The sequence below is a fragment of the Halomonas sp. TG39a genome (genome assembly GCF_000744395.1).
GTDB classification, from domain to species: Bacteria; Pseudomonadota; Gammaproteobacteria; order Pseudomonadales; family Halomonadaceae; genus Vreelandella; species Vreelandella ventosae_B.
The window spans coordinates 3,810,019-3,833,063 of sequence record NZ_JQLV01000001.1 but is presented as its reverse complement, the minus strand read 5'-3'; the positions used below and the strand labels follow the sequence as shown (position 1 = coordinate 3,833,063).

Sequence of the window (23,045 nt, the reverse complement as noted above, 5' to 3'; positions counted from 1 at the left end):
GCGTAGCAGCACCGAAAACCGTAACTTGTTGGTGCGAGTAACAATGCATGGTTCGGTGATATGTCGCCGCTCTATGCATTCATAAAAATAAGGTTCTATCCAGATTCGATGGATTGAAACTCTGAATGCTTGAGCAGTATGTTCTCCCCATGCGGAAACTGTCAACTTTGATATAAGATGCTCATTCTCTGCGCCAGCGGAGATCAACCGGTTCTGTCCAGAGTCGAAGCACGTTCCCCGCACCTGCGGGGATTACTTAGAAGAATTAAAGGAGCCTGTGCCTTTAACCAAAAAGCACTGAACGCCTCAAGGCGCCTGCTCCTTATTGCCAAGCCTAACCCCCCATTCGGCATCGTAGCTGCAATCAGGATCATCACTGGCAAGCCAGGGTTGGCTATATTTCAATGCTTTATAACGCTCTTGAATGGCTACCCACTGGCCTTCATATCGGCCCGGCAGCGGTGCTAACTTGGAGGCTTGGCTTTGGCGAAGCTTCACTTGGCTGAGCATATCGGCATGGCTACTCCCTCTCGCCCATAGCGCCAGCTCGTTATCACCGGTGAGTAACAGCAGCACGACATTAACCGTGGGCTCATCCATCAGCCGTGTTCCTATCTCTTGCTCTTCCTGCCACTGATCACTTTTTGTGTAACCTTCAGCAAGATCGAGTGCGTTATAAGTGGCGAGTGAACCAGACGCTCTCTGTATGCTGCTTTGCTCAATGCGGCCTTGTTGCAATGTATCGGGAATATCGTCTATGCCTTGGCCGTAAACGCCTTCAATAAGATCTCTCGCCTCTTCGGGCATACGGATTGCTCCCAAACGACGCAGCATTCGCTGGGTTAACCAGCTTAACGATGTGTCGCGATAAACCGCCTGGGTGCCTGGCAGCGTGCGCTTGAGCCAATGTTCATCGGGATCATCCGCCCATGGCGGCGCTAGTACCAGCAGGCGTGGCTTACAGCGCTCCCCACGCTGGTGGCGCTGTAAGCGGCCTGCACGCTGGATAAGCAGATCAATGGGTGCAATATCGCTGATCATCACATCGACATCGCAGTCGAGAGACTCCTGAAATACCTGGGTACTGATCAACACTTGACCCTTACGTATTTCAGGCGTTGAGTCTTTGCCTAAACGCTCAATGACCTGGGACTCAATGCGTTGCCTATCCACCATGGCAAAGCGGCTGTGGAACAGCAGGCAGCGTTCAGGATCAGGGTGGCGGGCAGCGATAGCTTCGAATGCGCGAATAGCGTCATCAACAGTATTGCGCACCCAAGCGATACACTCACCTGCCTCCACTGCTTCTATCACCGCTTCTATCGTCTGCTCCTCTTCGGTTAGCCAAGCGACTTCAACGCTTCTGGACACCTCTTTGCGCGATCCTAGCGGCAGCTCCAATGGTTGCCCTTCGCTCACATGGGTCAGTAACGGAAAGTCATCTTTTTGTGGTTTCGTTGCTGGCTGCCCAAGCCCTGATTGCCAAGCAGCCATTAAGGCACTGCGCATGGCACGGGGGAGCGTGGCAGTCAGCAAAATAGCGCTACCGCCCTGGCGGGCATGGTAGGCCAGTAGTTGGCTGAGTAGTGTTTGCATGTAATTGTCGTAGGCGTGAACTTCGTCAATCACCAATACCTTGCGCGCCAGCCCATACAAACGCAGCGACTGGTGGCGAAACGGTAAAATGGCCATTAAGGCTTGGTCGATGGTGCCTACGCCCACCTCCGCCAGTAGCGCCTTTTTACGCGAATCCGCTAGCCATTGATTGCAACGACTGGTGGCAGACAGCTCGCTAGCGATGTAATCCAAATCAGCAGGCTGAGGCGCGGCAACGGCGGCGATAAAATCGTCGTTTAAATCCCGCGCACCGTGGGCAAGGACAAAAGAGGGGGAGGAGTCAGCGGTATAAAATCGGCGATGCAAATTTCCCAGCCGTGAATACATGGCGTTAGAAGTCGCCATGGTAGGCAGTGCAAAATAGAGGCCATCGCCGAGGCCTGCCGCTAATAGGCGCTGAGTCAAAATACAGGCGGCCTCGGTTTTTCCTGACCCGGTGACGTCTTCCAAGATAAACAGCTGCGGCCCATCCGTGAGTTCTACTGTCTCGGCAGCCTGCTGCAAGGGCGTTGGTGTGATGGATTGCGTGCCAAACCAATATGACATGCCAGCGTAAAGCAACGGCTGGGAAACCTTGTTAAACCCTGTTTCTTCCAATGCTTTCTCAGCATTGTGTAATGCAATTTGCCAATAATCGGCAAGCGGCATTCTCTTTTGACAGTAGGGAAAGTGATCTTGGTTAGAGCCTAGCCAGTCGCTTAAGGTTGCCCAGCCTGCGATTGACCAGCTTAGCGTCTGCAGGGCATACACCCACTGTTCAGAAGACAGCTGCTCAATTGGCCACGCTGGCGGAGCGATGTGAGCCCAATCGGCAATAAACTGCCGCGCTGCCTCTACATCATCAGCGTGTTCGTCACTACCAAAAAACTCATCTAATCTATGCTTTCCTGCCGCTACGGGTTTCCCGTGATGGCCAAAAAACGGAGCGGATAGCACAGAGAACACTTGAGATTCACGCAAAGCTCTTCGTTCATTGCGACCAAAGGGATGCTGCCATTTTAATGTACCATCCATAAACCAGTCGTCAGACTTAGCTTGCCACAACACTTCTCCCAAGCAGTCATGCTTCACTTTATAAATATATTGCGAAATGGGAGGAACAAGATGCGCGGACGAAGATTGAAAAAGCCCCTGAAAAGTGCGGGAGAATTTACCAATATCATGCAGACCCAACCAAAAAACCAATAGCTGACGTAGCGCTTCAGGTTCAAGACTCAGTTGCGCTGCCAGACGTTGTGTCAGCGGTCTATCCGGCGAAAGCAGCAACCAGCCCACCGCAGCAACATCTAGGTTGTGATACGGCAATAGATGACACTCTACACTCTGCCCCTTAGCTTGCGCTTTTCCCCAGTAGTGATAGTAAATCACCGCCTCCCCTCCACCGTTTTACCAATACCCCATCTAACCATTCTTCACCCCACCACGCCATTGACCTTAGTCATACTTCGCCAACCCTGAATCCACCCTCGTCTGATTTGATTTGCGTGCTACGCTTAGCGCTACTGCTCCCCTATATAGGCACCTCTTCATGCATGCTTTTCGTCTTCTCGCCGCGTTGGTGACCACCCTGGTGGTCGTTATGCCTGTCTCTCTACAAGCCCAGGCACAAACAGATGGGCAGTGGAGTGAGTACGATGAGGTATTTGAGAACGGCGCCAGCCACGCCAACGTTTGGCAGTGGGGCTGGACAGGCATTTATGGCACCAGCCTGGCGGTGAATGCGTACCAATCGAGTGAGGCAAGCGATCCGGATGACCGCTTTGATGCCCGGGTGGGCGTGGTGAAATCAGCCCTGGCCGTGGCCGGTATGCTGACGGATCGCCAGCCACACCCGGCGGCATTGGCCGAGTATGAGCGTTTGAAAGCCAGCGGCGATTTAAGCGGTGTGCAGGCGCTGGGCTTGCAGCTCGCCCAAGCCGAACGCGAACGGCGCGGCTGGGGTGCCCGGGTGAGCTCGTTGGTGGTCAATGGCGTGGCGGGTGCGGTGATTGCCGCCGATGGCCGGGAAAGTGACGGCGCTATCAACTTTGCCACCGGCATGCTGGTTAACGAGCTGCAAATTTGGTCGCAGCCCAATCAGGCGTCTTCGGCGATTAATCGCTTCCAGCCCGCTAACCTCTCGCTAGGGCCGATTACCATCCCCGGTGAATATGCGTTCAACGTGGGGCCACAGCAGCTGGGTGCTACCTGGCGCTACTGATTCTCTCTGCTTGTTACTCCTCTAAAGCGCTGGCGCGATTTTCCGCCAGCGCTTTATCTTTGCCAGTGCGGCGTGAACGCGTAAAATACACAGCAATTTTTTGGCTTTGCCAAACGTTATGTTATAACCTATTCGTCTTTATACGAGGCCGCTTGATGAGTGAGCATACGCACCGCCATAACAAGGAGGGCCCCTGCCATTTCTCCTTGATGTCGCTATCGGCTGTTAAACGGCTGCTGTTTGTTGCCGTGCCGCTGTTGGCGCTTTGGGGGTTGGTGGTTTGGGCTGGCGGGTGGTTAGGATGAGTCAGCGCTCTTTATCACGCTTGCAGCTGCACAATCTGCACCTGGCCCAGGCGCGCCGCACGGTGCTGGAGCACCTTGAGGGTGACTTTAAGCCGGGGGCCATTACCGCGCTGATCGGTGCTAACGGCGCCGGTAAAAGCACGCTGATTCAGGCCATTATGGGTGAACTTCGGCCTATTAGCGGCGAAGTGGTGTGCACCGTCGCGAAAGAGCGCCGGGCGTGGCTACCCCAGCAGCTGGCGTTAGACCTGACCTTCCCGATGAGCGTGGAAGAGCTGGTGATGACCGGCAGTTGGCCTAGCCACGGTGCGTTAACCGGCTACTGCGCAGCGCACTACCGCAAGGGCCGCGAGATTATGGCGCGGCTGGGTATTTCCCACCTGGCCCACCGCCCACTGGGCGAGCTTTCCGGCGGCCAGCGCCAGCGCGCTTTAATTGGCCGCACGCTGATGCAGGAAGCCGAGCTGTTACTGCTCGATGAGCCGTTTGCCAATGTGGATAGCGAAACCGTGGATATTTTGATCCGCATCCTGCGCCAGATGGCGGACGATGGCGCGACGATCATTGTCGTGCTGCACGATATGGATCACCTGCGCCGCCTGGCCGATGAAGTGCTGATGCTAAACGGCGGCCATGGCCGCTGGGTCGCGCCCAGTGCGCTTAATCATCAACATGCGCCTGCCCAGGTAGTGCCACTTACCCTGCTGGGAGGACACCATGCTGGATCTGCTTAACGCCTGGTTTGTCAGCCCCTTCGACTACGGCTTTATGCGCCGTGCGGTGGTAGGTGGTTTGGCACTTTCCCTGGCTGCCCCACCGCTAGGGGTATTTTTGGTGCTGCGCGGGATGAGCCTGATTGGCGACGCTATGGCCCACGCCATTTTGCCCGGTGTGGCGCTGGGCTTCCTGCTGGCAGGGTTTTCGCTGCCGATTATGAGCATTGGCGGGGTGCTGTTTGGCTTGATGGTGGCGCTGCTGGCGGGGGCGGTCTCGAAAATGGGCGGCCAGCGGGAAGATGCCGCCATGGCGAGCTTTTTTATTATCTCGCTGGCTGCCGGTGTGATGCTGATTTCGCTGGGCGGTAGCAGCGTTGATCTTACCCACGTGCTGTTTGGCTCGATCTTGGCGATCAACTCGACCGCGCTGCTGCTGATTGCGGGTATCAGTACGCTGATTGTCGTCACCCTGGCGGTGGTATTTCGTGCCTTGGTAGTGGAGTGCTTGGATCCGCTGTTTTTGCGTGGACAGAGCCGCCGCAGCGGTTGGGTACACAGCGTGTTTTTAGGGCTGCTGGTGCTGAACCTAACCGCTGGTTTTCAAACCCTGGGTACGCTGATGGCGGTGGGGCTGATGATGCTTCCCGCCACCTCAGCGCGCTTTTGGAGCAAACGCTTAGAGGGCTTAATCGGCATCGCCATTGTGCTGGCGATGGTGGCGAGCACCGGCGGCCTGCTGCTTTCGTTTCACCTGGATATACCTTCGGGCCCAAGCATTATTTTGCTGGCCGGGTTCGGTTATCTTTTTTCGGCCCTGTTTGGTCGCTACCACAGCTTGGCCGCCAAGCTACGGCGTAAAACCACGCCGCTTGAAGTGGAGCAAGGGGCTTAATTATCAGTCTTCATGCTTATCGTAAGGAGTGTTGTATGTCGCTTGCCTATTTATCACATCGGTCGTCGCGTTGGTTAGTGGGGGTGTCCGCTATGCTGGCGCTGCCTGCGGCCATGGCTAATGAGCGCGTTCAGGTGGTGACCAGTTTCTCTATCCTGGCGGATATGGTGGAAAACGTAGGCGGCGACCACGTTGACGTGACCTCCCTGGTCGCTGCTGATGGCGATGCCCACGTTTACTCCCCCAGCCCCGGCGATGCCCGCTCCCTGGCGAACGCTGACTTGGTGGTCTTCAACGGCCTGCTGTTTGAGGGCTGGATGGAGCGTTTGATTAGCGCCAGCGACTACTCTGGTGGCTTGGTCACCGCGACAGATGGTATCGAGCCACACTCTTTCGCTGAGCATGAAGAGCACGGTCATGAAGAACACGGTCATGAAAAGCATGGCCAGGACGACCATGCCGATGAGCATGCGGGTCACGAACATGGCAATCAAGATCCCCACGCCTGGCAGGATATGCACCAAGCCGAGGTGTATATTGCCAATATCCGCGATGGCTTAATCGCTGCAGATGCCGACAACGCGGACGAATACCGCGCCAATGCGGAGCAATATCTACACGAAATGGCTGAAGTAGACGCCGAGATCCGTGCGCTGATTGACGAGATCCCGTCCTCCACCAGCATCATTACCGGCCACGACTCCTTTGGCTACTTCTCAAGCGCTTATGGCGTGACCTTCCTCTCGCCGGTGGGACTTTCTACGGAAGCTGACCCCAGTGGCGCCAGCATGGCGGCGCTAGTGGATGTGATTGAGCAGGAGAACGTGAAGGCGCTGTTCCATGAGAACATGACCAATCAGTCGATCATCACCCAGCTCGCCGAAGAGACCGGCCTGCCGATTGCGGGCACGCTCTACGCGGATGCGCTGGCAACAGAAGGCGAAGCCAGCACCTACCTGGGGATGATGCGCCACAATGCCCAGGTGCTGCACGATGCGTTGGCCCAGCCTGGCAATCATGAAGAGCATGGCCATGAAGAGATCGGTCATGACGATCATGAACACAGTCACGAGCACGATGACCATGACCATGACGAGCATAGCCACTAAGCGGGCCGGATAACCAAGCGCTGCTCAGGCGTTAATCGCGGTGAGTAGCCACTCCCGGAAAGAGGCCATAGCGCGGGTTTCCGGGCGTGTCTGCAGGCGAGTCAACCAGTACCCTCCCAGGCTGACAGCGGTGTCGAAAGGCTGTACCAGCGCGCCGCTGTTCAGTTGACGGGGGAACATCAGCGGTGGCGCCAGCGCCACGCCTGCCCCTTGTATCGCGGCTTCCACCATGGCGATGGAAGAGTCGAACACAATGCTGTTAGTCATCGCAAAGCTGCGCGGCAGCCCCGCCGCTAATAGCCACTCTGTCCACTCATCGGCACGGTAAGAGCGCAGCCAGGTCTCGCCTAATAGATCGGCTGGCGTGTTAAGCCGGGCAGCAATGGTCGGCGTGCACATGACCGAAAGTGACGCCGGTAGCAGCGGCTGCGCCGCGGTAGCGTGCCAGGCCCCGGTGCCAAAGCGGATAGCAAAATCGAGCCCTTCACCCGCAATATCCGCCCGGTTGTTATGGGTGGAAAGGCGCAAATCGACAAACGGGTATTGGTCCTTAAAATCTGCCAGCCTTGGCAGCAGCCAGCCGACAGCGAAGGTCCCGACCACTCCAACATTTAACACTTCCCGGTAGCTGCTCTCGCCCACCCGTTCCAGTGTGTGGGAGATCTGATCAAATGAACTCTTCAATACCGGCAGCAGCAGCTCACCCTCCTGAGTCAGCATTAGCCCTCTAGGCAAGCGCTTGAACAGCGGCACCTTCAACTGCGTTTCGAGCAGCTTCACCTGATGGCTAACCGCGGCCTGGGTGACGTAAAGCTCTTCAGATGCTCGGGTAAAGCTTAAATGCCTGGCCGACGCTTCAAAGGCGCGCAGTGCTTTTAACGGTAGGTAGGGACGCACCACCTTGACCCCCAAATTTTTCTAATGGCTCGGGCAAAATATCGCTGTTTGTTAATCTACACAGCACGCCGTAAATTAACCACTGTCACGCTCTTTACGGCGGGTGAGACCACCCAGCTTTCACTCAATGCTAATCACAACAGGATACTGGTATGGGTAAGATGTTAGCAGCAAACTCCGGGCTTATCATGACGGGTTCTCTTCTCATCGGCAGCTTTGCCTGGGCATCTGATGCGACTGAAAACGCAGACATCGAGGCGCTGGTAAACGACACTATTGCGCCTTTGATGGCGGAGCACCGTATTCCAGGCATGGCGGTCGCTGTGAGTATCGGTGGCCAACAGCATTACTTTAATTATGGAGAAGCCGACCAAGAAGCGGGTACTCCGGTCACCGATGAGACACTGTTCGAACTTGGCTCGATCAGCAAGATCTTCACGGCGGCGTTAACGGGCTATGCCCAGTCCAGCGGTGTGCTTTCGCTTTCCGACCCGGCCAGCCAGTACCTGCCCGCCCTTGAAGGCAGTGCCTTCGATGAGATCACGCTGCTGGAACTGGGCACCTATACGGCAGGTGAGCTTCCGCTGCAGTTCCCCGATGCGGTACAAAACGAAGAGCAAATGCTCGACTACTATCGCCAGTGGCAGCCTGAATCTCCCCCCGGCAGCCATCGGCTCTACTCCAACCCGAGCATAGGCCTGATGGGCTATTTAACTGCCCAACGCCTTGGTCAACCGTTCGAGATGCTGATGGAAGAAGCGCTGTTCGCCCCGTTGGGGCTTGAGCATAGCTATTACCAGGTACCGGAATCGCAGCAGGATCACTACGCCTACGGTTACTCAAAAGAGGATAAGCCCATTCGGGTCAACCCAGGCATGATGGATGCCCAAGCTTACGGTTTGAAATCCACAGCCGCCGACGTGTTGACGTTTGTGGAGGCGCACATGGAGGCGCCAGGGCTCGACGACGAGCCACTCCGCCAAGCCTTGGCAGCCACGCGCACAGGCTACTTTGAGTTCGGCGATATGACCCAAGGGCTGGGCTGGGAAAGCTACGCCTACCCGGTGACGCTTGAGCAGTTACTGGCGGGCAACTCCCTTGAGATGATTTTGGAGCCCAACGCCGCCAACCGCTTAACCCCGCCGCTCGCCCCCAGGCAGGAGGCGTTCTACAACAAAACCGGCGCCACCAACGGTTTTGGCGGCTATGTGGCCTTTGTGCCCAGCGAACAAATCGGCATTGTACTACTGGCCAACCGCAACTACCCCAACCAGGCGCGTATCGAAGCTGCCCACCATATCCTGACCGCATTAACTGAAACCCCATAACCGGCGCCGCCTTCGGGCGGCTTTTTTGTTGCAATTTTCGCTGTCGATAAGGAGACTATCACCCCTCCCCGTTACTAACCTTCACTGCGAAGAGCCCTTTCCCATGCGTTTAAACGCCGATTTTAGCCACTTTGCCTGTGTTACCCCGGAAGAGTATCAGTGGGTTGCCTCCCCCAGTGCGGGGGTAGAGCGCATGATGTTTGACCGCATTGGCGATGAAGTTGCCCGCGCCACCAGCCTTGTTCGCTATGCCCCTAACACCCAGTTTGAGCGGCACACCCACGGCGGTGGCGAAGAGATTCTGGTACTGGAAGGCGTGTTCGCCGATGAACATGGGCGCTACGCGGCGGGCAGCTACCTCAGAAACCCCATCGGCACCGGCCATACGCCAAACATTGGCGAGGAAGGCGCGCTGATTTTTGTCAAACTGCACCAGTTTGACCCCAACGACACGCTCCAACTGGCGGTACCTGCCCACCGGTTGCCCTGGCAGCCAGACCGGCGCCCGCGCATCGCCTACAAAATGCTGCACACTTACAAGCAGGAACGTACCAGCCTGGAACGCTGGTCGGCGGGCACTTCCATTGCCTACCCCACGCTGCTGGGCGGTCTGGAGTTTTTGGTTCTGGAAGGCACGCTGAGCGATGGAGAGCAAAGCTACACGGCGGGCACCTGGTGCCGCTACCCCAGCGGTGCGGCACCGGCATTAACCGCCGGTGATGATGGTGTGATGATGTACCTCAAGCGCGGCCACCTGCCAGCAGCTTAGGCCCGCGACAGCCCCAGGAACGGCAAAAGCGTGAGGGCGACAATCAGCGTCACCGCTAATAGCACCAGCACTACCTGCAGGGGGTGGGCTGCTAGGCGTTTCCATAGCGTCATCTGCTCGCCCCGCTCAACCACCGCCTGATGTTCCCGTTGGACACGCTCCAGGCGCTCCGCCTGATAGGCCTCTAACGCCGCGATGGCTGCGTCGTGCTGATGCGGGTTGCGCAGCCAAATAGCATCGACCCCCAGGCGGAAAAACCCCGCCTGGGTTTCGTAGGTATCAAAGCCATGGGCGGCCAGCAGGTCACGCACCTCCATGGCTTCTTCGTCGGTAACGTGGCGCAGCCGGAACAGTAGTTCAGCCATTGGCGTGCCTCAAGAGTCGCTCTTCCCCACCATCAGGTCTGCCTGAATCACTTCGATCCAGTAGCCGTCCGGGTCTTTAACGAAGATAACATCTTTCATCTTGCCCTGATCGGCGCGTTTCACAAAGGTGACATCATGCTGGTCAAACCACGCTTGAGCCGCCGCTAAATCCGGCACGTTAAAGCAGATATGCCCGAAGCCTTGGGGTTCGGCGTTACCATCGTGGTAGGCAAAGTCATCCTTGTCTTCGGTGCCCCAATTGTGGGTCAGCTCCAGCAGCCCTTTCTGGCTGAAGGTCCAGGCGGTACGCGCTTGCGCATCTTCCGGCACGCTGTCGCTGGGCTCCAAGCTAGCCAGGAAATACAGCGAGAACTGCATCTCTTCAAAATCCAGCCGCCGCATTACCTGCATGCCAAACACGTTTGAGTAGAATGCCAACGCGCGCTCAGGGTCTTTCACCCGCAGCATGGTGTGGTTTAAGCGAAACCCTTGGGTTTGGGGTGGGGTGGCGACGACGCCGGGGTGCTGCTCGCCTTGAAAACTCATTTCGCCCTCCTGTCGTTGATGTCGATCATTGCACCTTACATACCGCTTACCATGGGGTCTTTAGGGTCATAATACCAGCCCTTACAAGTACATAGGCAGCGTCGTATTACGCTATCCATAAGCGTACTGGCAATCATAAACAAAACCCCTACACTTATTATTCATAAGCTTTACAAAAAGCAGTTCCTGCCACATGAGCGACGCTTCACATTGACGGCGCCGTCCAGGAGTTTTCCATGAGTTCGATTGATATGACGCTGGGTGACCAGTTGACGCTAAAGCAACTTTCTAATGCCTTGCACAACGGCTTTTCGCCGATTGTGGAGGTTGAATCCATGGATGGCATCTACAAAGTGCGTTTTCATCACGCCAACGGCGTGTCTGACCTGAGCGACAACAAGGGCCATGTCAGCACTTTTTTGGGCACGGGCGAGATACGCGACACCCTAGGTCAACTGGGCCTGACCCACGGCGTACTGACCTTCGCTGACCAGTGCGGCGACGAGATGATCGGGGTAGAGGGGAAAGCCATAACGCCTGACGAAATGCTCACCTACGGTACACGTATTTCGTTTCGCTAGAGGGCCATCGTCCGCATTCGGGGCTTTACAGGGCTACTCCAGGCAAGGATAGTAATCATTCGACAGGGGCGCCCTCCGTTACCGGCGGGCTGAGAAGCACCCTTTGAACCTGAACCGGATAACACCGGCGTAGGGAGTCGTGGTAACGCTTACCACCTCCCTGCCGGGAGGATGCTATGACCCTACGCCCGCTTGGCGATTACCTAGAGACGCTGCGCGCAGTGACACCTCTGGTTCACTGCATAACCAACTATGTGGCCATGAACAGCACTGCCAACCTGCTGCTCGCCACCGGCGCGTCGCCCGCCATGCTGCATGCGCCTGAAGAAGTCGCCGAGTTTACGGCTATTTCCGCGGGGCTTTCGATCAATATTGGCACGATCTCCTCCCACTGGGCCGATGCGATGCTGACCGCCACAGCGACTGCCGATCAACACGCAATTCCTTGGGTATTGGATCCCGTCGCCGTTGGCGCCACGCGCTATCGCCAAACGCTGTGCGCGAAACTGCTCGCCGCTAAACCCAGCGTGATTCGTGGCAACGCGTCAGAAATTCTTACCCTTAACGGTTTAGCCAGCCAAGGGCGCGGCGTGGATGCTACCGCCGCCACCGACCAAGCCGTAGATGCAGCGGTAGCATTAGCGCAAAAACACGGCTGTATTGTCGCGATGACCGGCGAAAGTGATTGGGTAACGGACGGTGCGCAACACTACCGTATTAACGGTGGTCACCCGTTGATGCCCCGTGTAACAACGCTGGGCTGTGGGCTGAGCGCACTAGTGGCGGGATTTGTGGCTGCCAATCGCGATGCCCTACTGGGCGCAACGGCAGCCGCGCTGGCCTGCTTTGCCGTCGCTGGTGAGCGGGCGGGCAGCAGCGCCCAGGGGCCTGGAAGCTTCCAGGTCGCACTGTTGGATGCGCTCTATCAACTCACCCCTGACGACCTCACCACCCATGCCCAGTTGGAGGCTATCCATGCCGTTTGATCTATCGCTTTATTTAGTCACCGACGCTGCGCTGTGCGACGCCATTGGCTTGGAGCAGACGGTTGAGGCAGCGGTACGAGGCGGCGTCACCATCGTGCAGCTGCGTGATAAGCACGCCAGCGATGAACAGATGATAGCCCAAGCCAAACGGCTTAAAGCGGTGCTGGCGGGTACCGGTGTGCCGCTGATCATTAATGACCGTTTACAGGTGGCGCTGGAAAGCCAAGCGGATGGCCTGCATGTTGGCCAGAGCGACGCTGCCGTTCAAGAGGCGCGTCGGTTGTTAGGTGAGCAGGCGATTATTGGCCTGTCGATCAACACCCTCGCCCAGCTAGAAGCTGCACCGGTGGAGTTACTCGATTATGTGGGTATTGGCCCGGTGTTTGCTACCGTGAGTAAGCAGGATCATGCCCAGCCCATCGGCTTTGGCGGCCTGGCGTCGTTGGTCAAGGCGTGCCCGCTGCCCAGCGTGGCCATTGGCGGGCTGAAAGCCAACCATGCGATTAGCGTGCAGCGCGCGGGAGCGAACGGCCTAGCGGTGATCTCGGCCATTTGTGGCCAACCCGACCCCTACCAGGCGGCACGGACATTTCAGGTTTTCCAAGCTGTTTCGGCGTCATGAACCAGTTAGAGCACATCGTCGCTTTTGTGCGGGTAGCCGAGCTGGGTAGCTATACCCGGGCTGCCGAAGCGCTGGATATTTCGCGCACCCGCGTATCCCGCCAGGTCATGGCGCTGGAAGAGACACTGGGTGCGCGACTGATACAGCGCACTACGCGACGGCTGCATCTCACGGAAGCCGGGGAGCGCTATTTAGCCCGCGCCCAAGGGGTGCTGCAAGCGCTCGATGAAGCCGCCGCCGAAGTAGGCCAAGGCACCAGCGATGTGCGTGGACGGCTACGCGTGAATGGGCCAATGAGTTTTGGCACTCGCTACCTGGCGCCTCTCGTTGCCCAATTTATGCAGACCCATCCAGCGCTTGAAGTGCGATTGGATCTGAACGACCGCCGCGTTGATCTGTTGGAAGAGGGGTATGATGTCGCCATTCGTATCGGCAGCTTGCCTGATTCAAGTTTAGTGGCACGCCGCCTAACCCGTTGCCGCCTGCTGTTTTGCGCATCACCTGAATACCTTGCCATCCACGGTGAACCCCGCAGCGTTAAGGCCCTTGCCGACCACCACTGCCTACGCTATCGCAGCGGCCAGCACAGCGCTGACTGGCAGATTGCCACACAGTCATTGACGGTCAGTGGCCCGCTGGAAAGCAATAACGGCGATGTACTCACCCACGCCGCAGAAGCGGGCTTAGGCATCGCTCAGCAGCCCAGCTTTCTGGTCACGGAGAGTATCGCCAGCGGGCGTTTAGTGCCCATTTTGACCCATGAGCCAACGGTGCGGCTCGATGTTCACGCGCTCTACCCCGCCCGGCGCTACCTGCCTGCCAAGGTGGAGCGCTTTATCGACCTGCTCACCGAGGCGTGGGGCGATCCACCGGTTTGGGAGCAGAACATCGGATTGTCGCCAATTACGCAATAGTGATGTGCAAAATATGCTGATTATCTCGATATGATCCGGCGGTAAAGTAGCGCCATCAACCACTCGATGGAAGCTACTTCTATGACAACCCTTACTCACGCCACTCCTTCTCTACAGCCCTCTTTACAGCCCCATGCTATCTCGCTACTGCGTATTGCCTTGGGGGTAATGGCCCTCGCTCACGGTTTGCTCAAGGTGTTTGTGTTTACCCTGCCGGGCACCGTCGGCTATTTTGAATCACTGGGTTTACCTGGATTTCTGGCCTACTTGACCATTGCTGCCGAAGTCGGCGGCGGCATCGCCCTGCTGCTTGGCGTATATACCCGCTGGGTGAGCCTGGCGCTGGTGCCAGTGCTGCTTGGCGCTGCCTGGGTGCATCTTGGCAACGGCTGGATGTTTTCAAATGCCGGCGGCGGTTGGGAATTCCCGGTGTTCTGGGCGCTGGCGTTAATCGTGCAAGCGGGCCTGGGCAGCGGCCCCTGGGTGTTAAGCCGCCGCTTCGCCTAACACCTAACACCTAACACCTAACACCTAACACCTAACACCTAACACCTAACACCTAACACCTAACACCTAACACCTAACACCTAACACCTAACACCTAACACCTAACACCTAACACCTAACACCCAATCCTATCGCCAGCGCTTGCCTCACCGCCAGCGCTGGCAATGCTGCTGAGGAGACTCACCCATGTTACCTAGCCTGTTTATTTCCCATGGCTCGCCCATGCTGGCGCTTAATAAAACCCCGGCTCACGCCTTTCTACGCGAACTGGGCAAACGGCTTTCACCCAAGGCGGTGATCGTGGTGTCGGCACACTGGGAGAGCCTGTCGCTCAAGGTCAGTACCAGCGCCAAGCCAGAGACCATACACGATTTTGGCGGCTTTCCACAGGCGCTGTTCGAGTGCCAGTATCCCGCCCCCGGCGAGCCTGAACTGGCGGAACGGCTAGCCGAGTTACTGGACGCCGAACGGGTAGAGCGCGGTTTTGATCACGGCGCCTGGGTGCCCCTTTCGCTGATGTTTCCTGACGCCAAGGTGCCGGTTGTATCCCTGTCGCTACCGGTGCGCTGGAGCAATCAAGAGCTGGTCGCGCTGGGCGAGCGCCTGTCGGCACTGCGGGGAGAAGGCATGCTCATTATCGGCTCGGGCAGCCTGACCCATAACCTGCATGAACTCATGCCCCAGGATAGCCCCATGCCCGCCTGGGTAGATACGTTTGCCAATTGGGTCAGCGAACGCCTTATCGCCAATGAGCGTGAGGCTCTACTTAACTGGGAGCACGCGCCAAATGCCCGGGAGAACCACCCGACCCCAGAGCACTTCCTGCCGCTGTTAGTGGCAATGGGGGCAGGAGGAGAAGCTAGCCAGCTGCACCACAGCGTGGAGCACGGCGTGCTTGCCATGGACGTTTATCAGTTCGCTTAAGCGGTGGGACGGCGCTTAAGTGTGGTTCTACGGTCGTGATACGCCACCGCTAATCCGCTGCCCATGATCAAGGCGCTGCCTACCCAGACCCAGAGATCCGGCATTTCGCCCCAGAACCACCAGCCCAACAGCACCGCCCACAGCATGGCGGTGTAATCAAACGGCGCGGCGATAGCCGCAGGCGCAAACCGAAAAGCCAGGGTGATAAAAGCAGTGGCCGCGACACCAAGCACACCAGACGCGAAAAACCCCACCCAGTGCCACGGTAACGGCGTTTGCCACACCCACGGCAGCGTTAATCCAGTGACGATTAATGGCACAAAGGTCATGTAAAACAGCATTGCCCATAAGTGCTCGCGGGCGCCGTAGCGGCGCGCGGTAATCATCATCAGCGCATAAAATAGCGCGGCGGCCACAAGCACTAATGCGCCCACCTGAAAGGCATCGCCGTTGGGGCGAACCACAATCAGTACCCCCGCAAACCCCACTAACGATGCGATGAGTACCGGCGGATCAATTCGCTCACCCAACAAGGGCACCGAAAGTAGCGTTACGAACAGCGGTGCCACAAAAGCGATTGCCGTGGCTTCCGCCAGGGGTAGCAGCGTTAAGCCCCATACGAAACAGACCATGGTGGCGGTATAAATTAACCCGCGTAAAAAATGCACGCCCGGCCGTTTAGTCCGCAGCTTACGCAAGCCACCGGCAAAATGGGCCAGCAGCGCAATCATCGGTAGCGAGACTAACGCACGGAAGAAAATAATCTGCAGCGGGGAATGCACTTCGCCTAACCATTTGGAAACGGCGTCGCCTAGGGCTAAAAACAGAACGCCCAGACACATGCAGAGTATGCCTTTGAGTGACGTTGTCACCACAGTCTCCTTTTTTGTTAGCCGCTAAAAGCAAAAAACCCCGCCAACTTGCATTGGCGGGGTTATTGCCGCACACCGCCTTACAGGCTAGCGTTAACCACCATGCAGTCCATACCCTGAGAGTGTAGCTCTCGACATGCTTGGCGGGCACGCTGTTCATCTAGCGCCATTAGCCGGGCGCGATAAACCGGGTTCTGGCCCTCTACGGTGTCCACGGCGACACGCCCACCTAAGTTCTGGGCGAGGCGCTGTGCCGCCTGTTGGGCCAACTGCCGCGCTTGGGCTTCTTGACTGAAGGCACCTACCTGCACACCCCAGGCACCGCCAGTTTGGTTGGCAGAAGCTAGCTGCCGCTCGCGCTCAATAAAGGCCTGCAGTGGGTCGGGCTGTGAGGCCTCGTTTTCGGCAGCGGGACGCTGAATGGCGGCAATACCTGCAAGCTGCTCTTCAAGGTCTACAGCAGGCGCGGTAGGCGCCGCGTTCGCTGATGGTGACAAGGTGGTGGTTTCGACAACGGCAAGTAAGGGTTGGCGTGGCGCAGGCTGCTGTGGCGCAACAGGCTGAGCAGGTGGCGCGAAGGCCATAAATTCGCGCGAGAAATCAGTGTCGCCCATCCAGTTTTGCTGGTCGCGCAGCGAGGCACGCAGAAAGCTGCGATCTAGCAGGTTGGCCATATGGGTATCCCGGGACTGGGAGGAAAAACCACCCATCACAACACCCACCAACCGCCGATCACCGCGCATCGCGGTGGTCGCTACGTTAAACCCAGAGGCGCGAATAAAGCCGGTTTTTAAGCCATCGGCCCCCGGATAATCGCGCACCAACCGATTATGACTGGTATGCCGGGTCCCACGGTAGGTGAACTCCTGCAGACCAAAATAGTGGTAGTACTGGGGGAAGTCCTGCATCACTCTGACCGAGAGCGTTAGCATATCCCGTGCGGTGGTAATTTGACCCTCATCCGGCAAGCCGGAGGCATTGCGAAAGGTGGTGGCGTGCATGCCCAACTCGCGCGCCTTGGTGGTCATCATTTGCGCAAAGTGCGCTTCACTGCCACCCAGCGCTTCGGCGACCACGGCAGCAACATCATTGGCAGAACGAACCGCGAGCGCACGAATAGCAGTATCCACCGGGATAGAGCTGCCTGCAGCCAACCACAGTTTGACGGCAGGCTTGGCGGCCGCATAAGGGGAAACAGGCAGGGGCTGATCTAAACGTAGCGCCCCCTCTTCTAACGCTTCAAACGTCAGATAGAGCGTCATCATCTTAGTAAGCGACGCAGGGTAGCGCTGATCGTCAATATTCTCGGCGTAGAGCACTTCGCCATTATCCAAATCGACCACAATACCCGCATAGCGTGGATTGTCGGCATGCGCGCTGGTCGTCATCGCCAGTACAAGCAGCACTAGCATACTCAATATCGTGGCCGCTCCTGCCGCAGCGCTGTTTAACCTTGCATACATACCTACCCCTTGCTTGTTATCAATGCGCTAGACGATCAACGACTTAACTACCATGCCACACTCTGGGTGCAACGCAAGGCTTCCTATCGGCTCACCACAGGCCAACGCTGAATAGTTATGATGATAAGTAGAGTATATACACAGTTAAGCTTAGAAAAGAGAAGATAAATGCGCATATAAAAAAACCGACCCACTGGGGGTCGGTTTTCATTCGCTACCAAAGAGGCCTAGCGCAGAGGATTACTCTTCTGCCGCTGCTTCTTCAACAACCGGACGGTCAACTAACTCAACGAACGCCATAGGCGCGTTGTCGCCGGTGCGGAAGCCGCACTTAAGGATACGGACGTAACCGCCCGGACGCTCGGCATAACGCGGACCTAGTTCGTTGAACAGTTTGCCGACGGCTTCTTTAGAGCGCGTGCGGGCAAACGCCAAACGACGGTTTGCAACGCTATCCTGCTTAGACAAGGTGATCAGCGGCTCGATAACGCGACGCAGCTCCTTGGCTTTGGGCAGGGTTGTCTTAATGACTTCATGTTCGACCAGCGAGACAGACATGTTCTTGAACATGGCCTGACGATGCGAGCTGGTGCGATTCAGATGACGACCACTCTTACGATGACGCATGGTTGTAATTCCTTACCAAACTGGGACTCAAGTCGACGCTCACGCGGAGGCTTTGTCGTCCTTCAGGCTTGCCGGTGGCCAATTTTCCAACCGCATGCCAAGGGACAAGCCGCGAGCCGCCAATACGTCTTTAATTTCATTCAAAGACTTTTTACCGAGATTCGGTGTCTTCAACAGCTCAACTTCTGTGCGCTGAATCAGATCACCGATGTAGTAAATATTCTCGGCTTTTAGGCAGTTCGCGCTGCGAACGGTCAACTCAAGATCGTCTACGGGGCGCAATAGAATTGGATCAACATGATCCTCTTCCTCTTCGACTTCCTGTTCTTTATCAGCTTCCAGGTCGACGAAGGCGGCCAGCTGCTCTTGCAGGATGGTCGCACTGCGACGGATAGCCTCTTCCGGATCCAGGGTACCGTCGGTTTCCAGATCGATAATTAGCTTATCGAGATCGGTGCGCTGCTCGACACGAGCGGCTTCAACCGAGTAGGAAACACGGCGGACAGGGCTGAAGGTGGCATCCAGCTGCAGGCGGCCAATGGCACGCGTCTCTTCATCAGAGCCACGCGCGTCAGCCGGCTCGTAGCCACGACCCAGCGCTACCTTAAGCTGAATTTTCAGCTCGGCACCTTCATTGACGTGCGCAATGATGTGATCCGGGTTGACGATTTCGACGCTATGATCAAGCGCAATGTCGCCAGCGGTGACGACGGCTGGGCCCTGCTTGTTCAGCGTGAGCACCGCCTCATCGCGGCTGTGCATCTTGATCGCAACATCTTTCAAGTTCAGGAGGATTTCAATGACATCTTCCTGCACCCCTTCGAGCGCACTGTATTCATGCTCGACGCCGGCAATTTCAGCTTCTACCACGGCACAGCCGGGCATAGATGAAAGCAGAATGCGACGAAGTGCATTCCCCAGGGTGTGACCAAAGCCACGCTCGAACGGTTCGAGCACGATTCTGGCGTGATGTGCGCTGATTTCTTCGACCTTGATGTCGCGAGGACGGAGAAACTCTGTCACTGAACGCTGCATATGAACACCTTTCAGGCTGCCAAACGGATACTTGATACTCGGTACGACCTGGTGCGGGCGTTAAACCGGCACCAGATCGACAAGAAACAGAAAACTGCTTACTTGGAGTACAGCTCGACGATCAGGTTTTCGTTGATGTCGGCAGACAGGTCACCGCGTTCAGGCAGAGCCTTGAAAGTGCCTTCCATCTTCTTGGCGTCGATTTCGATCCAAGCGATATCGCCACGGTTTGCCGCAATGGACAACGCGCTTTGAATACGTGCTTGGTTTTTCGCCTTTTCGCGAATGGAAACAACGTCACCCGGCTTCACTTGATAAGAAGCTACGTTAACGGTGCGGCCGTTCACGGAAATCGCTTTGTGGCTGACCAGCTGACGCGCTTCAGAGCGAGTCGAGCCGAAGCCCATGCGGTAGACGACGTTATCCAGTCGGGATTCTAGCAACTGCAACAATACTTCACCGGTCGCGCCTTTCAGGCGAGCGGCTTCTTTGTAGTAGTTACGGAACTGTTTTTCGAGTACGCCGTACATGCGACGTACTTTTTGCTTCTCACGAAGCTGCAAGCCGTAGTCTGAAAGACGTTGACGACGCTGGCCGTGTACACCCGGAATCTGCTCGGATTTACACTTTTTCTCGAAGGGAGTCACACCACTCTTCAAAAAGAGATCGGTGCCTTCACGACGAGACAGTTTGCACTTCGGTCCAATATAACGAGCCATGAATCTGTCTCCTTAAACGCGGCGTTTCTTCGGCGGACGGCAGCCATTATGGGGAATGGGCGTCGCGTCTACGATGCTTTGCACGCGGAAGCCGGCGGCATTCAGTGCGCGCACGGCGGATTCACGACCGGGACCTGGGCCTTTAACCAGTACGTCTACGTTTTTCACACCATACTCGGCTGCAGCAGTTGCTGCACGTTCGCTTGCCACTTGAGCAGCGAACGGGGTGCTCTTGCGAGAACCACGAAAACCCGAACCACCGGCAGTTGCCCAAGAAAGAGCATTGCCCTGGCGGTCTGTGATCGTCACGATCGTGTTGTTAAAAGAGGCATGGATATGTGCAATCGCATCCACTACCTGCTTTTTAACCTTTTTACGGTTACTACGCGGGTTAGCCATGTTGATGTCTATTCCTGTCTTTACGCCAGAACGTGCGTGTTATTTGCGGATCGGCTTACGCGGGCCCTTACGGGTGCGCGCGTTAGTCTTAGTCCGCTGACCACGCAGCGGAAGACTACGACGATGACGCAGACCACGGTAGCAGCCTAAGTCCATGAGACGCTTAATGTTAAGCGTAACATCACGACGAAGGTCGCCTTCTACGGTGTACTTGCCAACTTCAGAACGCAGGGTGTCGACTTCTTCAGAAGACAGGTCCTGGATCTTGGCATTCATGGCAATACCGGCTGCTGCACAGATGTGCTCAGCACGGGTACGGCCAATCCCGAAGATATAGGTCAGCGAGATCGCCGCATGCTTGTTGTCCGGGATATTGACGCCTGCAATACGGGCCATCAGCTTACTCCGAAATTTGAGCGGCTTGCTCGTTTATTCATCTACAAAAGGCGCAACAGCATACCCCTTTTAGTGCCCTAAGGCAAGGGGTATGCTGGCACCCGCTTAATACAACCCAGGGGTATTAGCCCTGGCGCTGTTTGTGCCGTGGTTCGCTGCAGATGACGCGGACAGCGCCATTGCGACGAATGATCTTACAGTTACGGCACATTTTCTTTACGGAAGCTCGAACTTTCATCGATCTTTCTCCAAAAACCGGCTCGCGGCGCGCCCTTCTAACTTAATAGGGTGGACGGCGCCTCAGCGCATGATACCGCCGCTACCGTAGCCTTTCAGGTTGGACTTCTTCATCACTGAGTCATACTGATGCGACATGAGATGCGACTGCACCTGGGCCATGAAGTCCATGATGACCACGACTACGATTAACAACGAGGTACCGCCGAAGAAAAACGGCACGTTCCACGCCACAATCAAGAACTGGGGCATCAAGGAAACCGCAGTGATATACAAGGCACCGAACAGGGTCAGACGTGTCATGACCTTGTCGATATAGCGAGCGGTCTGCTCGCCGGGGCGAATGCCCGGCAGGAAAGCGCCTGACTTTTTAAGATTGTCAGCCACATCCTTGGGGTTGAAGACCAGCGCTGTGTAAAAGAAGCAGAAGAATACCACTGCCGCCGCGAAAAGCAAGATGTAAAGCGGTTGACCTGGACCTAATGCCTGAGATGCACGCTGCAACCACTCCATACCTTCACCGGCACCTACCCACTGACCAATAGAGGCCGGGAAGAGTAGGATACTGGAGGCGAAAATCGCCGGAATAACGCCGGCCATATTAACCTTCAAAGGCAGGTAGCTACTTTGCCCTGCATACATCTTATTGCCCACTTGTCGCCTTGGGTAGTTAACCTTGAGGCGGCGTTGGCCGCGCTCAATGAAGACCACAAAGGCGACAGTCGCAATACCTAACACTGACAGCGCTAACAGCGGCAGAACATTCCAGGCCCCTTCATTACGGGCAAGCTCGAAGGCTTGGCCCACGGCACTGGGCAGTCCAGCGACAATACCGGCGAAAATCAGCAGCGAAATACCGTTGCCGATCCCCTTCTCGGTAATCTGCTCACCTAGCCACATCATAAACACCGCACCCGACACAAACGTAATCACGGCGGTGAAATAGAAGCTGAAGTCAGCAGTGTACGCGATGCCTTGGCTAGCCAGACCGACGGACATGCCGGTAGCCTGGACAAACGCCAGTATCACCGTGCCGTAGCGGGTGTACTGACTAATCTTGCGGCGGCCAGCCTCACCCTCTTTCTTGAGCTGCTCAAGATGAGGGGAGACCGCAGTCATGAGCTGCATGATAATCGACGCCGATATATAGGGCATGATACCCAGGGCGAGAACGCTCATGCGCTCCAGGGCGCCACCCGAGAACATGTTAAACATGCCCAGGATGGTGCCCTGTTGCTCCCTAAACAAGGCAGCAAGCTGGTCAGGATTGATACCGGGAACGGGAATGTGGGCACCAATACGGTACACCACGATGGCGAGGAGCACGAAGCGCAAACGCGCCCACAGTTCACTCAGACCGCTGCCCATCGCCGGCATGTTTCCTGACTTGGCCATTTAGTCCTCTACCTTGCCGCCAGCAGCTTCGATCGCTTCACGGGCACCTTTGGTGACCTTGATTCCGCGAACGGTAACTGCTGTTTTCAGTTCGCCAGAAAGGATGATCTTCGCGTGTAGCGTAGAGTCCTTCAGCACGTTGGCTTCTTTCAAAGACGCCAGGGTAACTTCACCACCGGCAACCTTGGCCAGCTCAGCCAGGCGTACTTCTTCAGAGACCAGAGATTTTGCAGACGTAAAACCGAATTTCGGCAAACGACGCTGCAAAGGCATCTGACCGCCTTCGAAACCGGGCTTAACACTGCCACCACTACGTGCTTTCTGACCTTTGTGACCACGGCCACCGGTCTTACCAAGACCGGAACCGATGCCACGACCAACGCGCTTTGCAGCGTGTTTGGAGCCCGGAGCCGGGCTTAGGGTATTAAGCTTCATGGATTACTCTCCCTCAACGCGCACAAGGTAAGTTACCTTGTGGATCATGCCGCGTACGGCGGGGGTGTCTTCCAGTTCAACCGTATGACCGATGCGACGCAGGCCCAAGCCTTTCATAGTAGCCTTGTGCTTGGGCATGATGCCGATGGTGCTGCGGATCTGGGTAACCTTGATCGTTGCTGCCATGGT

General features: G+C 56.6%; 28 protein-coding genes and 1 riboswitch. Of the genes, 13 read left to right on the top strand and 15 right to left on the bottom strand.

What is annotated here, in order from left to right; genetic code table 11:
* Positions 1–306: 306 nt before the first annotated feature.
* A complete protein-coding gene (locus U738_RS17270; protein WP_035582736.1) occupies positions 307–2,985 on the bottom strand; it encodes a CRISPR-associated helicase/endonuclease Cas3 in 2,679 nt (892 codons plus the stop codon).
* 160 nt (positions 2,986–3,145) lie between these two features.
* On the opposite strand from U738_RS17270, the gene U738_RS17265 reads away from it, so the two are divergent.
* From U738_RS17265 to U738_RS17250, 5 genes are all read left to right on the top strand, one after another.
* On the top strand, positions 3,146–3,817 hold the full coding sequence (locus tag U738_RS17265) for a hypothetical protein (RefSeq protein ID WP_035582734.1): 672 nt from the start codon (positions 3,146–3,148) through the stop codon (positions 3,815–3,817).
* A 155-nt stretch (positions 3,818–3,972) separates the two neighbouring features.
* Entirely contained in the window at positions 3,973–4,122 is a 150-nt protein-coding gene (locus tag U738_RS23490) for a hypothetical protein (protein ID WP_166650368.1), read from the top strand.
* A complete protein-coding gene (locus U738_RS17260) occupies positions 4,119–4,856 on the top strand; it encodes a metal ABC transporter ATP-binding protein (RefSeq protein ID WP_035582732.1) in 738 nt (245 codons plus the stop codon). The genes U738_RS23490 and U738_RS17260 overlap by 4 nt, the downstream gene beginning before the upstream one ends.
* Positions 4,840–5,730: a metal ABC transporter permease gene (locus U738_RS17255; protein ID WP_035582730.1), complete on the top strand. Its 891-nt coding sequence runs from the start codon at positions 4,840–4,842 to the stop codon at positions 5,728–5,730. The genes U738_RS17260 and U738_RS17255 overlap by 17 nt, the downstream gene beginning before the upstream one ends.
* A 35-nt stretch (positions 5,731–5,765) precedes the next feature.
* Positions 5,766–6,839 (top strand): metal ABC transporter solute-binding protein, Zn/Mn family, encoded by a 1,074-nt coding sequence (locus U738_RS17250; RefSeq protein WP_035582727.1) that lies wholly within the window; start codon positions 5,766–5,768, stop codon positions 6,837–6,839.
* A gap of 24 nt (positions 6,840–6,863) precedes the next feature.
* Here the strand turns inward: U738_RS17250 and U738_RS17245 are convergent, their stop codons facing one another.
* Entirely contained in the window at positions 6,864–7,736 is an 873-nt protein-coding gene (locus U738_RS17245; RefSeq protein ID WP_269449311.1) for a LysR family transcriptional regulator, read from the bottom strand.
* A 161-nt stretch (positions 7,737–7,897) separates the two neighbouring features.
* On the opposite strand from U738_RS17245, the gene ampC reads away from it, so the two are divergent.
* Entirely contained in the window at positions 7,898–9,064 is a 1,167-nt protein-coding gene (gene ampC / locus U738_RS17240; RefSeq protein WP_442905705.1) for a class C beta-lactamase, read from the top strand.
* A gap of 103 nt (positions 9,065–9,167) precedes the next feature.
* Entirely contained in the window at positions 9,168–9,833 is a 666-nt protein-coding gene (locus U738_RS17235) for a cupin domain-containing protein (protein ID WP_035582721.1), read from the top strand.
* Here the strand turns inward: U738_RS17235 and U738_RS17230 are convergent.
* The gene (locus U738_RS17230) at positions 9,830–10,198 is read right to left on the bottom strand and encodes a DUF6164 family protein (RefSeq protein WP_035582719.1); all 369 of its coding nucleotides are present in this window, start codon (positions 10,196–10,198) and stop codon (positions 9,830–9,832) included. The two genes, U738_RS17235 and U738_RS17230, sit on opposite strands and share 4 nt — an antisense overlap.
* Before the next feature lie 9 nt (positions 10,199–10,207).
* On the bottom strand, positions 10,208–10,744 hold the full coding sequence (gloA, locus tag U738_RS17225; RefSeq protein WP_035582717.1) for a lactoylglutathione lyase: 537 nt from the start codon (positions 10,742–10,744) through the stop codon (positions 10,208–10,210).
* Between the two features lie 236 nt (positions 10,745–10,980).
* Here gloA and U738_RS17220 point away from each other — a divergent pair, with 236 nt between their 5' ends.
* The 6 genes from U738_RS17220 to U738_RS17195 all read left to right on the top strand — a co-directional run bounded on the left by U738_RS17220 (position 10,981) and on the right by U738_RS17195 (position 15,278).
* The gene (locus U738_RS17220) at positions 10,981–11,325 is read left to right on the top strand and encodes a hypothetical protein (RefSeq protein ID WP_035582714.1); all 345 of its coding nucleotides are present in this window, start codon (positions 10,981–10,983) and stop codon (positions 11,323–11,325) included.
* Between the two features lie 54 nt (positions 11,326–11,379).
* Positions 11,380–11,478: riboswitch (TPP riboswitch) on the top strand.
* Positions 11,479–11,501: 23 nt separating this feature from the next.
* On the top strand, positions 11,502–12,311 hold the full coding sequence (thiM, locus tag U738_RS17215) for a hydroxyethylthiazole kinase (protein WP_035582712.1): 810 nt from the start codon (positions 11,502–11,504) through the stop codon (positions 12,309–12,311).
* The gene (gene thiE, locus U738_RS17210; protein WP_035582710.1) at positions 12,301–12,933 is read left to right on the top strand and encodes a thiamine phosphate synthase; all 633 of its coding nucleotides are present in this window, start codon (positions 12,301–12,303) and stop codon (positions 12,931–12,933) included. The genes thiM and thiE overlap by 11 nt, the downstream gene beginning before the upstream one ends.
* A complete protein-coding gene (locus U738_RS17205) occupies positions 12,930–13,847 on the top strand; it encodes a LysR family transcriptional regulator (protein WP_035582708.1) in 918 nt (305 codons plus the stop codon). The genes thiE and U738_RS17205 overlap by 4 nt, the downstream gene beginning before the upstream one ends.
* Before the next feature lie 81 nt (positions 13,848–13,928).
* The gene (locus tag U738_RS17200; RefSeq protein WP_051912797.1) at positions 13,929–14,354 is read left to right on the top strand and encodes a DoxX family protein; all 426 of its coding nucleotides are present in this window, start codon (positions 13,929–13,931) and stop codon (positions 14,352–14,354) included.
* A 186-nt stretch (positions 14,355–14,540) separates the two neighbouring features.
* Positions 14,541–15,278, top strand: coding sequence for a DODA-type extradiol aromatic ring-opening family dioxygenase (locus U738_RS17195; protein WP_035582704.1), 738 nt, complete (start codon positions 14,541–14,543; stop codon positions 15,276–15,278).
* Here U738_RS17195 and U738_RS17190 read toward each other — a convergent pair.
* From U738_RS17190 to rpmD, 11 genes are all read right to left on the bottom strand, one after another.
* Positions 15,275–16,150, bottom strand: a complete 876-nt coding sequence (locus U738_RS17190) for a DMT family transporter (protein WP_035582702.1) — start codon at positions 16,148–16,150, stop codon at positions 15,275–15,277. The two genes, U738_RS17195 and U738_RS17190, sit on opposite strands and share 4 nt — an antisense overlap.
* 80 nt (positions 16,151–16,230) lie before the next feature.
* Positions 16,231–17,613: a D-alanyl-D-alanine carboxypeptidase family protein gene (locus U738_RS17185; protein WP_231896768.1), complete on the bottom strand. Its 1,383-nt coding sequence runs from the start codon at positions 17,611–17,613 to the stop codon at positions 16,231–16,233.
* 240 nt (positions 17,614–17,853) lie between these two features.
* Entirely contained in the window at positions 17,854–18,240 is a 387-nt protein-coding gene (gene rplQ, locus U738_RS17180; RefSeq protein ID WP_008959150.1) for a 50S ribosomal protein L17, read from the bottom strand.
* Positions 18,241–18,279: 39 nt separating this feature from the next.
* Positions 18,280–19,275 (bottom strand): DNA-directed RNA polymerase subunit alpha, encoded by a 996-nt coding sequence (locus tag U738_RS17175; protein WP_035582698.1) that lies wholly within the window; start codon positions 19,273–19,275, stop codon positions 18,280–18,282.
* A gap of 98 nt (positions 19,276–19,373) precedes the next feature.
* On the bottom strand, positions 19,374–19,994 hold the full coding sequence (rpsD, locus tag U738_RS17170; RefSeq protein ID WP_008959152.1) for a 30S ribosomal protein S4: 621 nt from the start codon (positions 19,992–19,994) through the stop codon (positions 19,374–19,376).
* A gap of 12 nt (positions 19,995–20,006) precedes the next feature.
* On the bottom strand, positions 20,007–20,393 hold the full coding sequence (rpsK, locus tag U738_RS17165) for a 30S ribosomal protein S11 (protein ID WP_007111985.1): 387 nt from the start codon (positions 20,391–20,393) through the stop codon (positions 20,007–20,009).
* A gap of 39 nt (positions 20,394–20,432) precedes the next feature.
* Positions 20,433–20,789, bottom strand: a complete 357-nt coding sequence (rpsM, locus tag U738_RS17160; protein ID WP_007111986.1) for a 30S ribosomal protein S13 — start codon at positions 20,787–20,789, stop codon at positions 20,433–20,435.
* 124 nt (positions 20,790–20,913) lie between these two features.
* On the bottom strand, positions 20,914–21,027 hold the full coding sequence (gene rpmJ, locus U738_RS23025; protein WP_008959154.1) for a 50S ribosomal protein L36: 114 nt from the start codon (positions 21,025–21,027) through the stop codon (positions 20,914–20,916).
* Positions 21,028–21,089: 62 nt separating this feature from the next.
* Positions 21,090–22,421, bottom strand: coding sequence for a preprotein translocase subunit SecY (gene secY / locus U738_RS17155; RefSeq protein WP_035582695.1), 1,332 nt, complete (start codon positions 22,419–22,421; stop codon positions 21,090–21,092).
* Positions 22,422–22,856: a 50S ribosomal protein L15 gene (rplO, locus tag U738_RS17150; protein WP_035582693.1), complete on the bottom strand. Its 435-nt coding sequence runs from the start codon at positions 22,854–22,856 to the stop codon at positions 22,422–22,424.
* Positions 22,857–22,859: 3 nt separating this feature from the next.
* Positions 22,860–23,042, bottom strand: a complete 183-nt coding sequence (gene rpmD, locus U738_RS17145; protein WP_008959157.1) for a 50S ribosomal protein L30 — start codon at positions 23,040–23,042, stop codon at positions 22,860–22,862.
* Between the last annotated feature and the right edge of the window lie 3 nt (positions 23,043–23,045).

Bases quoted from the DNA above. Each gene is read 5' to 3' on its own strand.
- U738_RS17265 (WP_035582734.1), top strand. From the start codon at position 3,146: ATGCATGCTTTTCGTCTTCTCGCCGCGTTGGTGACCACCCTGGTGGTC.
- U738_RS23490 (WP_166650368.1), top strand. From the start codon at position 3,973: ATGAGTGAGCATACGCACCGCCATAACAAGGAGGGCCCCTGCCATTTC.
- U738_RS17260 (WP_035582732.1), top strand. From the start codon at position 4,119: ATGAGTCAGCGCTCTTTATCACGCTTGCAGCTGCACAATCTGCACCTG.
- U738_RS17255 (WP_035582730.1), top strand. From the start codon at position 4,840: ATGCTGGATCTGCTTAACGCCTGGTTTGTCAGCCCCTTCGACTACGGC.
- U738_RS17250 (WP_035582727.1), top strand. From the start codon at position 5,766: ATGTCGCTTGCCTATTTATCACATCGGTCGTCGCGTTGGTTAGTGGGG.
- ampC (WP_442905705.1), top strand. From the start codon at position 7,898: ATGTTAGCAGCAAACTCCGGGCTTATCATGACGGGTTCTCTTCTCATC.
- U738_RS17235 (WP_035582721.1), top strand. From the start codon at position 9,168: ATGCGTTTAAACGCCGATTTTAGCCACTTTGCCTGTGTTACCCCGGAA.
- U738_RS17230 (WP_035582719.1), bottom strand. From the start codon at position 10,198: ATGGCTGAACTACTGTTCCGGCTGCGCCACGTTACCGACGAAGAAGCC.
- gloA (WP_035582717.1), bottom strand. From the start codon at position 10,744: ATGAGTTTTCAAGGCGAGCAGCACCCCGGCGTCGTCGCCACCCCACCC.
- U738_RS17220 (WP_035582714.1), top strand. From the start codon at position 10,981: ATGAGTTCGATTGATATGACGCTGGGTGACCAGTTGACGCTAAAGCAA.
- thiM (WP_035582712.1), top strand. From the start codon at position 11,502: ATGACCCTACGCCCGCTTGGCGATTACCTAGAGACGCTGCGCGCAGTG.
- thiE (WP_035582710.1), top strand. From the start codon at position 12,301: ATGCCGTTTGATCTATCGCTTTATTTAGTCACCGACGCTGCGCTGTGC.
- U738_RS17205 (WP_035582708.1), top strand. From the start codon at position 12,930: ATGAACCAGTTAGAGCACATCGTCGCTTTTGTGCGGGTAGCCGAGCTG.
- U738_RS17200 (WP_051912797.1), top strand. From the start codon at position 13,929: ATGACAACCCTTACTCACGCCACTCCTTCTCTACAGCCCTCTTTACAG.
- U738_RS17195 (WP_035582704.1), top strand. From the start codon at position 14,541: ATGTTACCTAGCCTGTTTATTTCCCATGGCTCGCCCATGCTGGCGCTT.
- U738_RS17185 (WP_231896768.1), bottom strand. From the start codon at position 17,613: ATGTATGCAAGGTTAAACAGCGCTGCGGCAGGAGCGGCCACGATATTG.
- rplQ (WP_008959150.1), bottom strand. From the start codon at position 18,240: ATGCGTCATCGTAAGAGTGGTCGTCATCTGAATCGCACCAGCTCGCAT.
- U738_RS17175 (WP_035582698.1), bottom strand. From the start codon at position 19,275: ATGCAGCGTTCAGTGACAGAGTTTCTCCGTCCTCGCGACATCAAGGTC.
- rpsD (WP_008959152.1), bottom strand. From the start codon at position 19,994: ATGGCTCGTTATATTGGACCGAAGTGCAAACTGTCTCGTCGTGAAGGC.
- rpsK (WP_007111985.1), bottom strand. From the start codon at position 20,393: ATGGCTAACCCGCGTAGTAACCGTAAAAAGGTTAAAAAGCAGGTAGTG.
- rpsM (WP_007111986.1), bottom strand. From the start codon at position 20,789: ATGGCCCGTATTGCAGGCGTCAATATCCCGGACAACAAGCATGCGGCG.
- rpmJ (WP_008959154.1), bottom strand. From the start codon at position 21,027: ATGAAAGTTCGAGCTTCCGTAAAGAAAATGTGCCGTAACTGTAAGATC.
- secY (WP_035582695.1), bottom strand. From the start codon at position 22,421: ATGGCCAAGTCAGGAAACATGCCGGCGATGGGCAGCGGTCTGAGTGAA.
- rplO (WP_035582693.1), bottom strand. From the start codon at position 22,856: ATGAAGCTTAATACCCTAAGCCCGGCTCCGGGCTCCAAACACGCTGCA.
- rpmD (WP_008959157.1), bottom strand. From the start codon at position 23,042: ATGGCAGCAACGATCAAGGTTACCCAGATCCGCAGCACCATCGGCATC.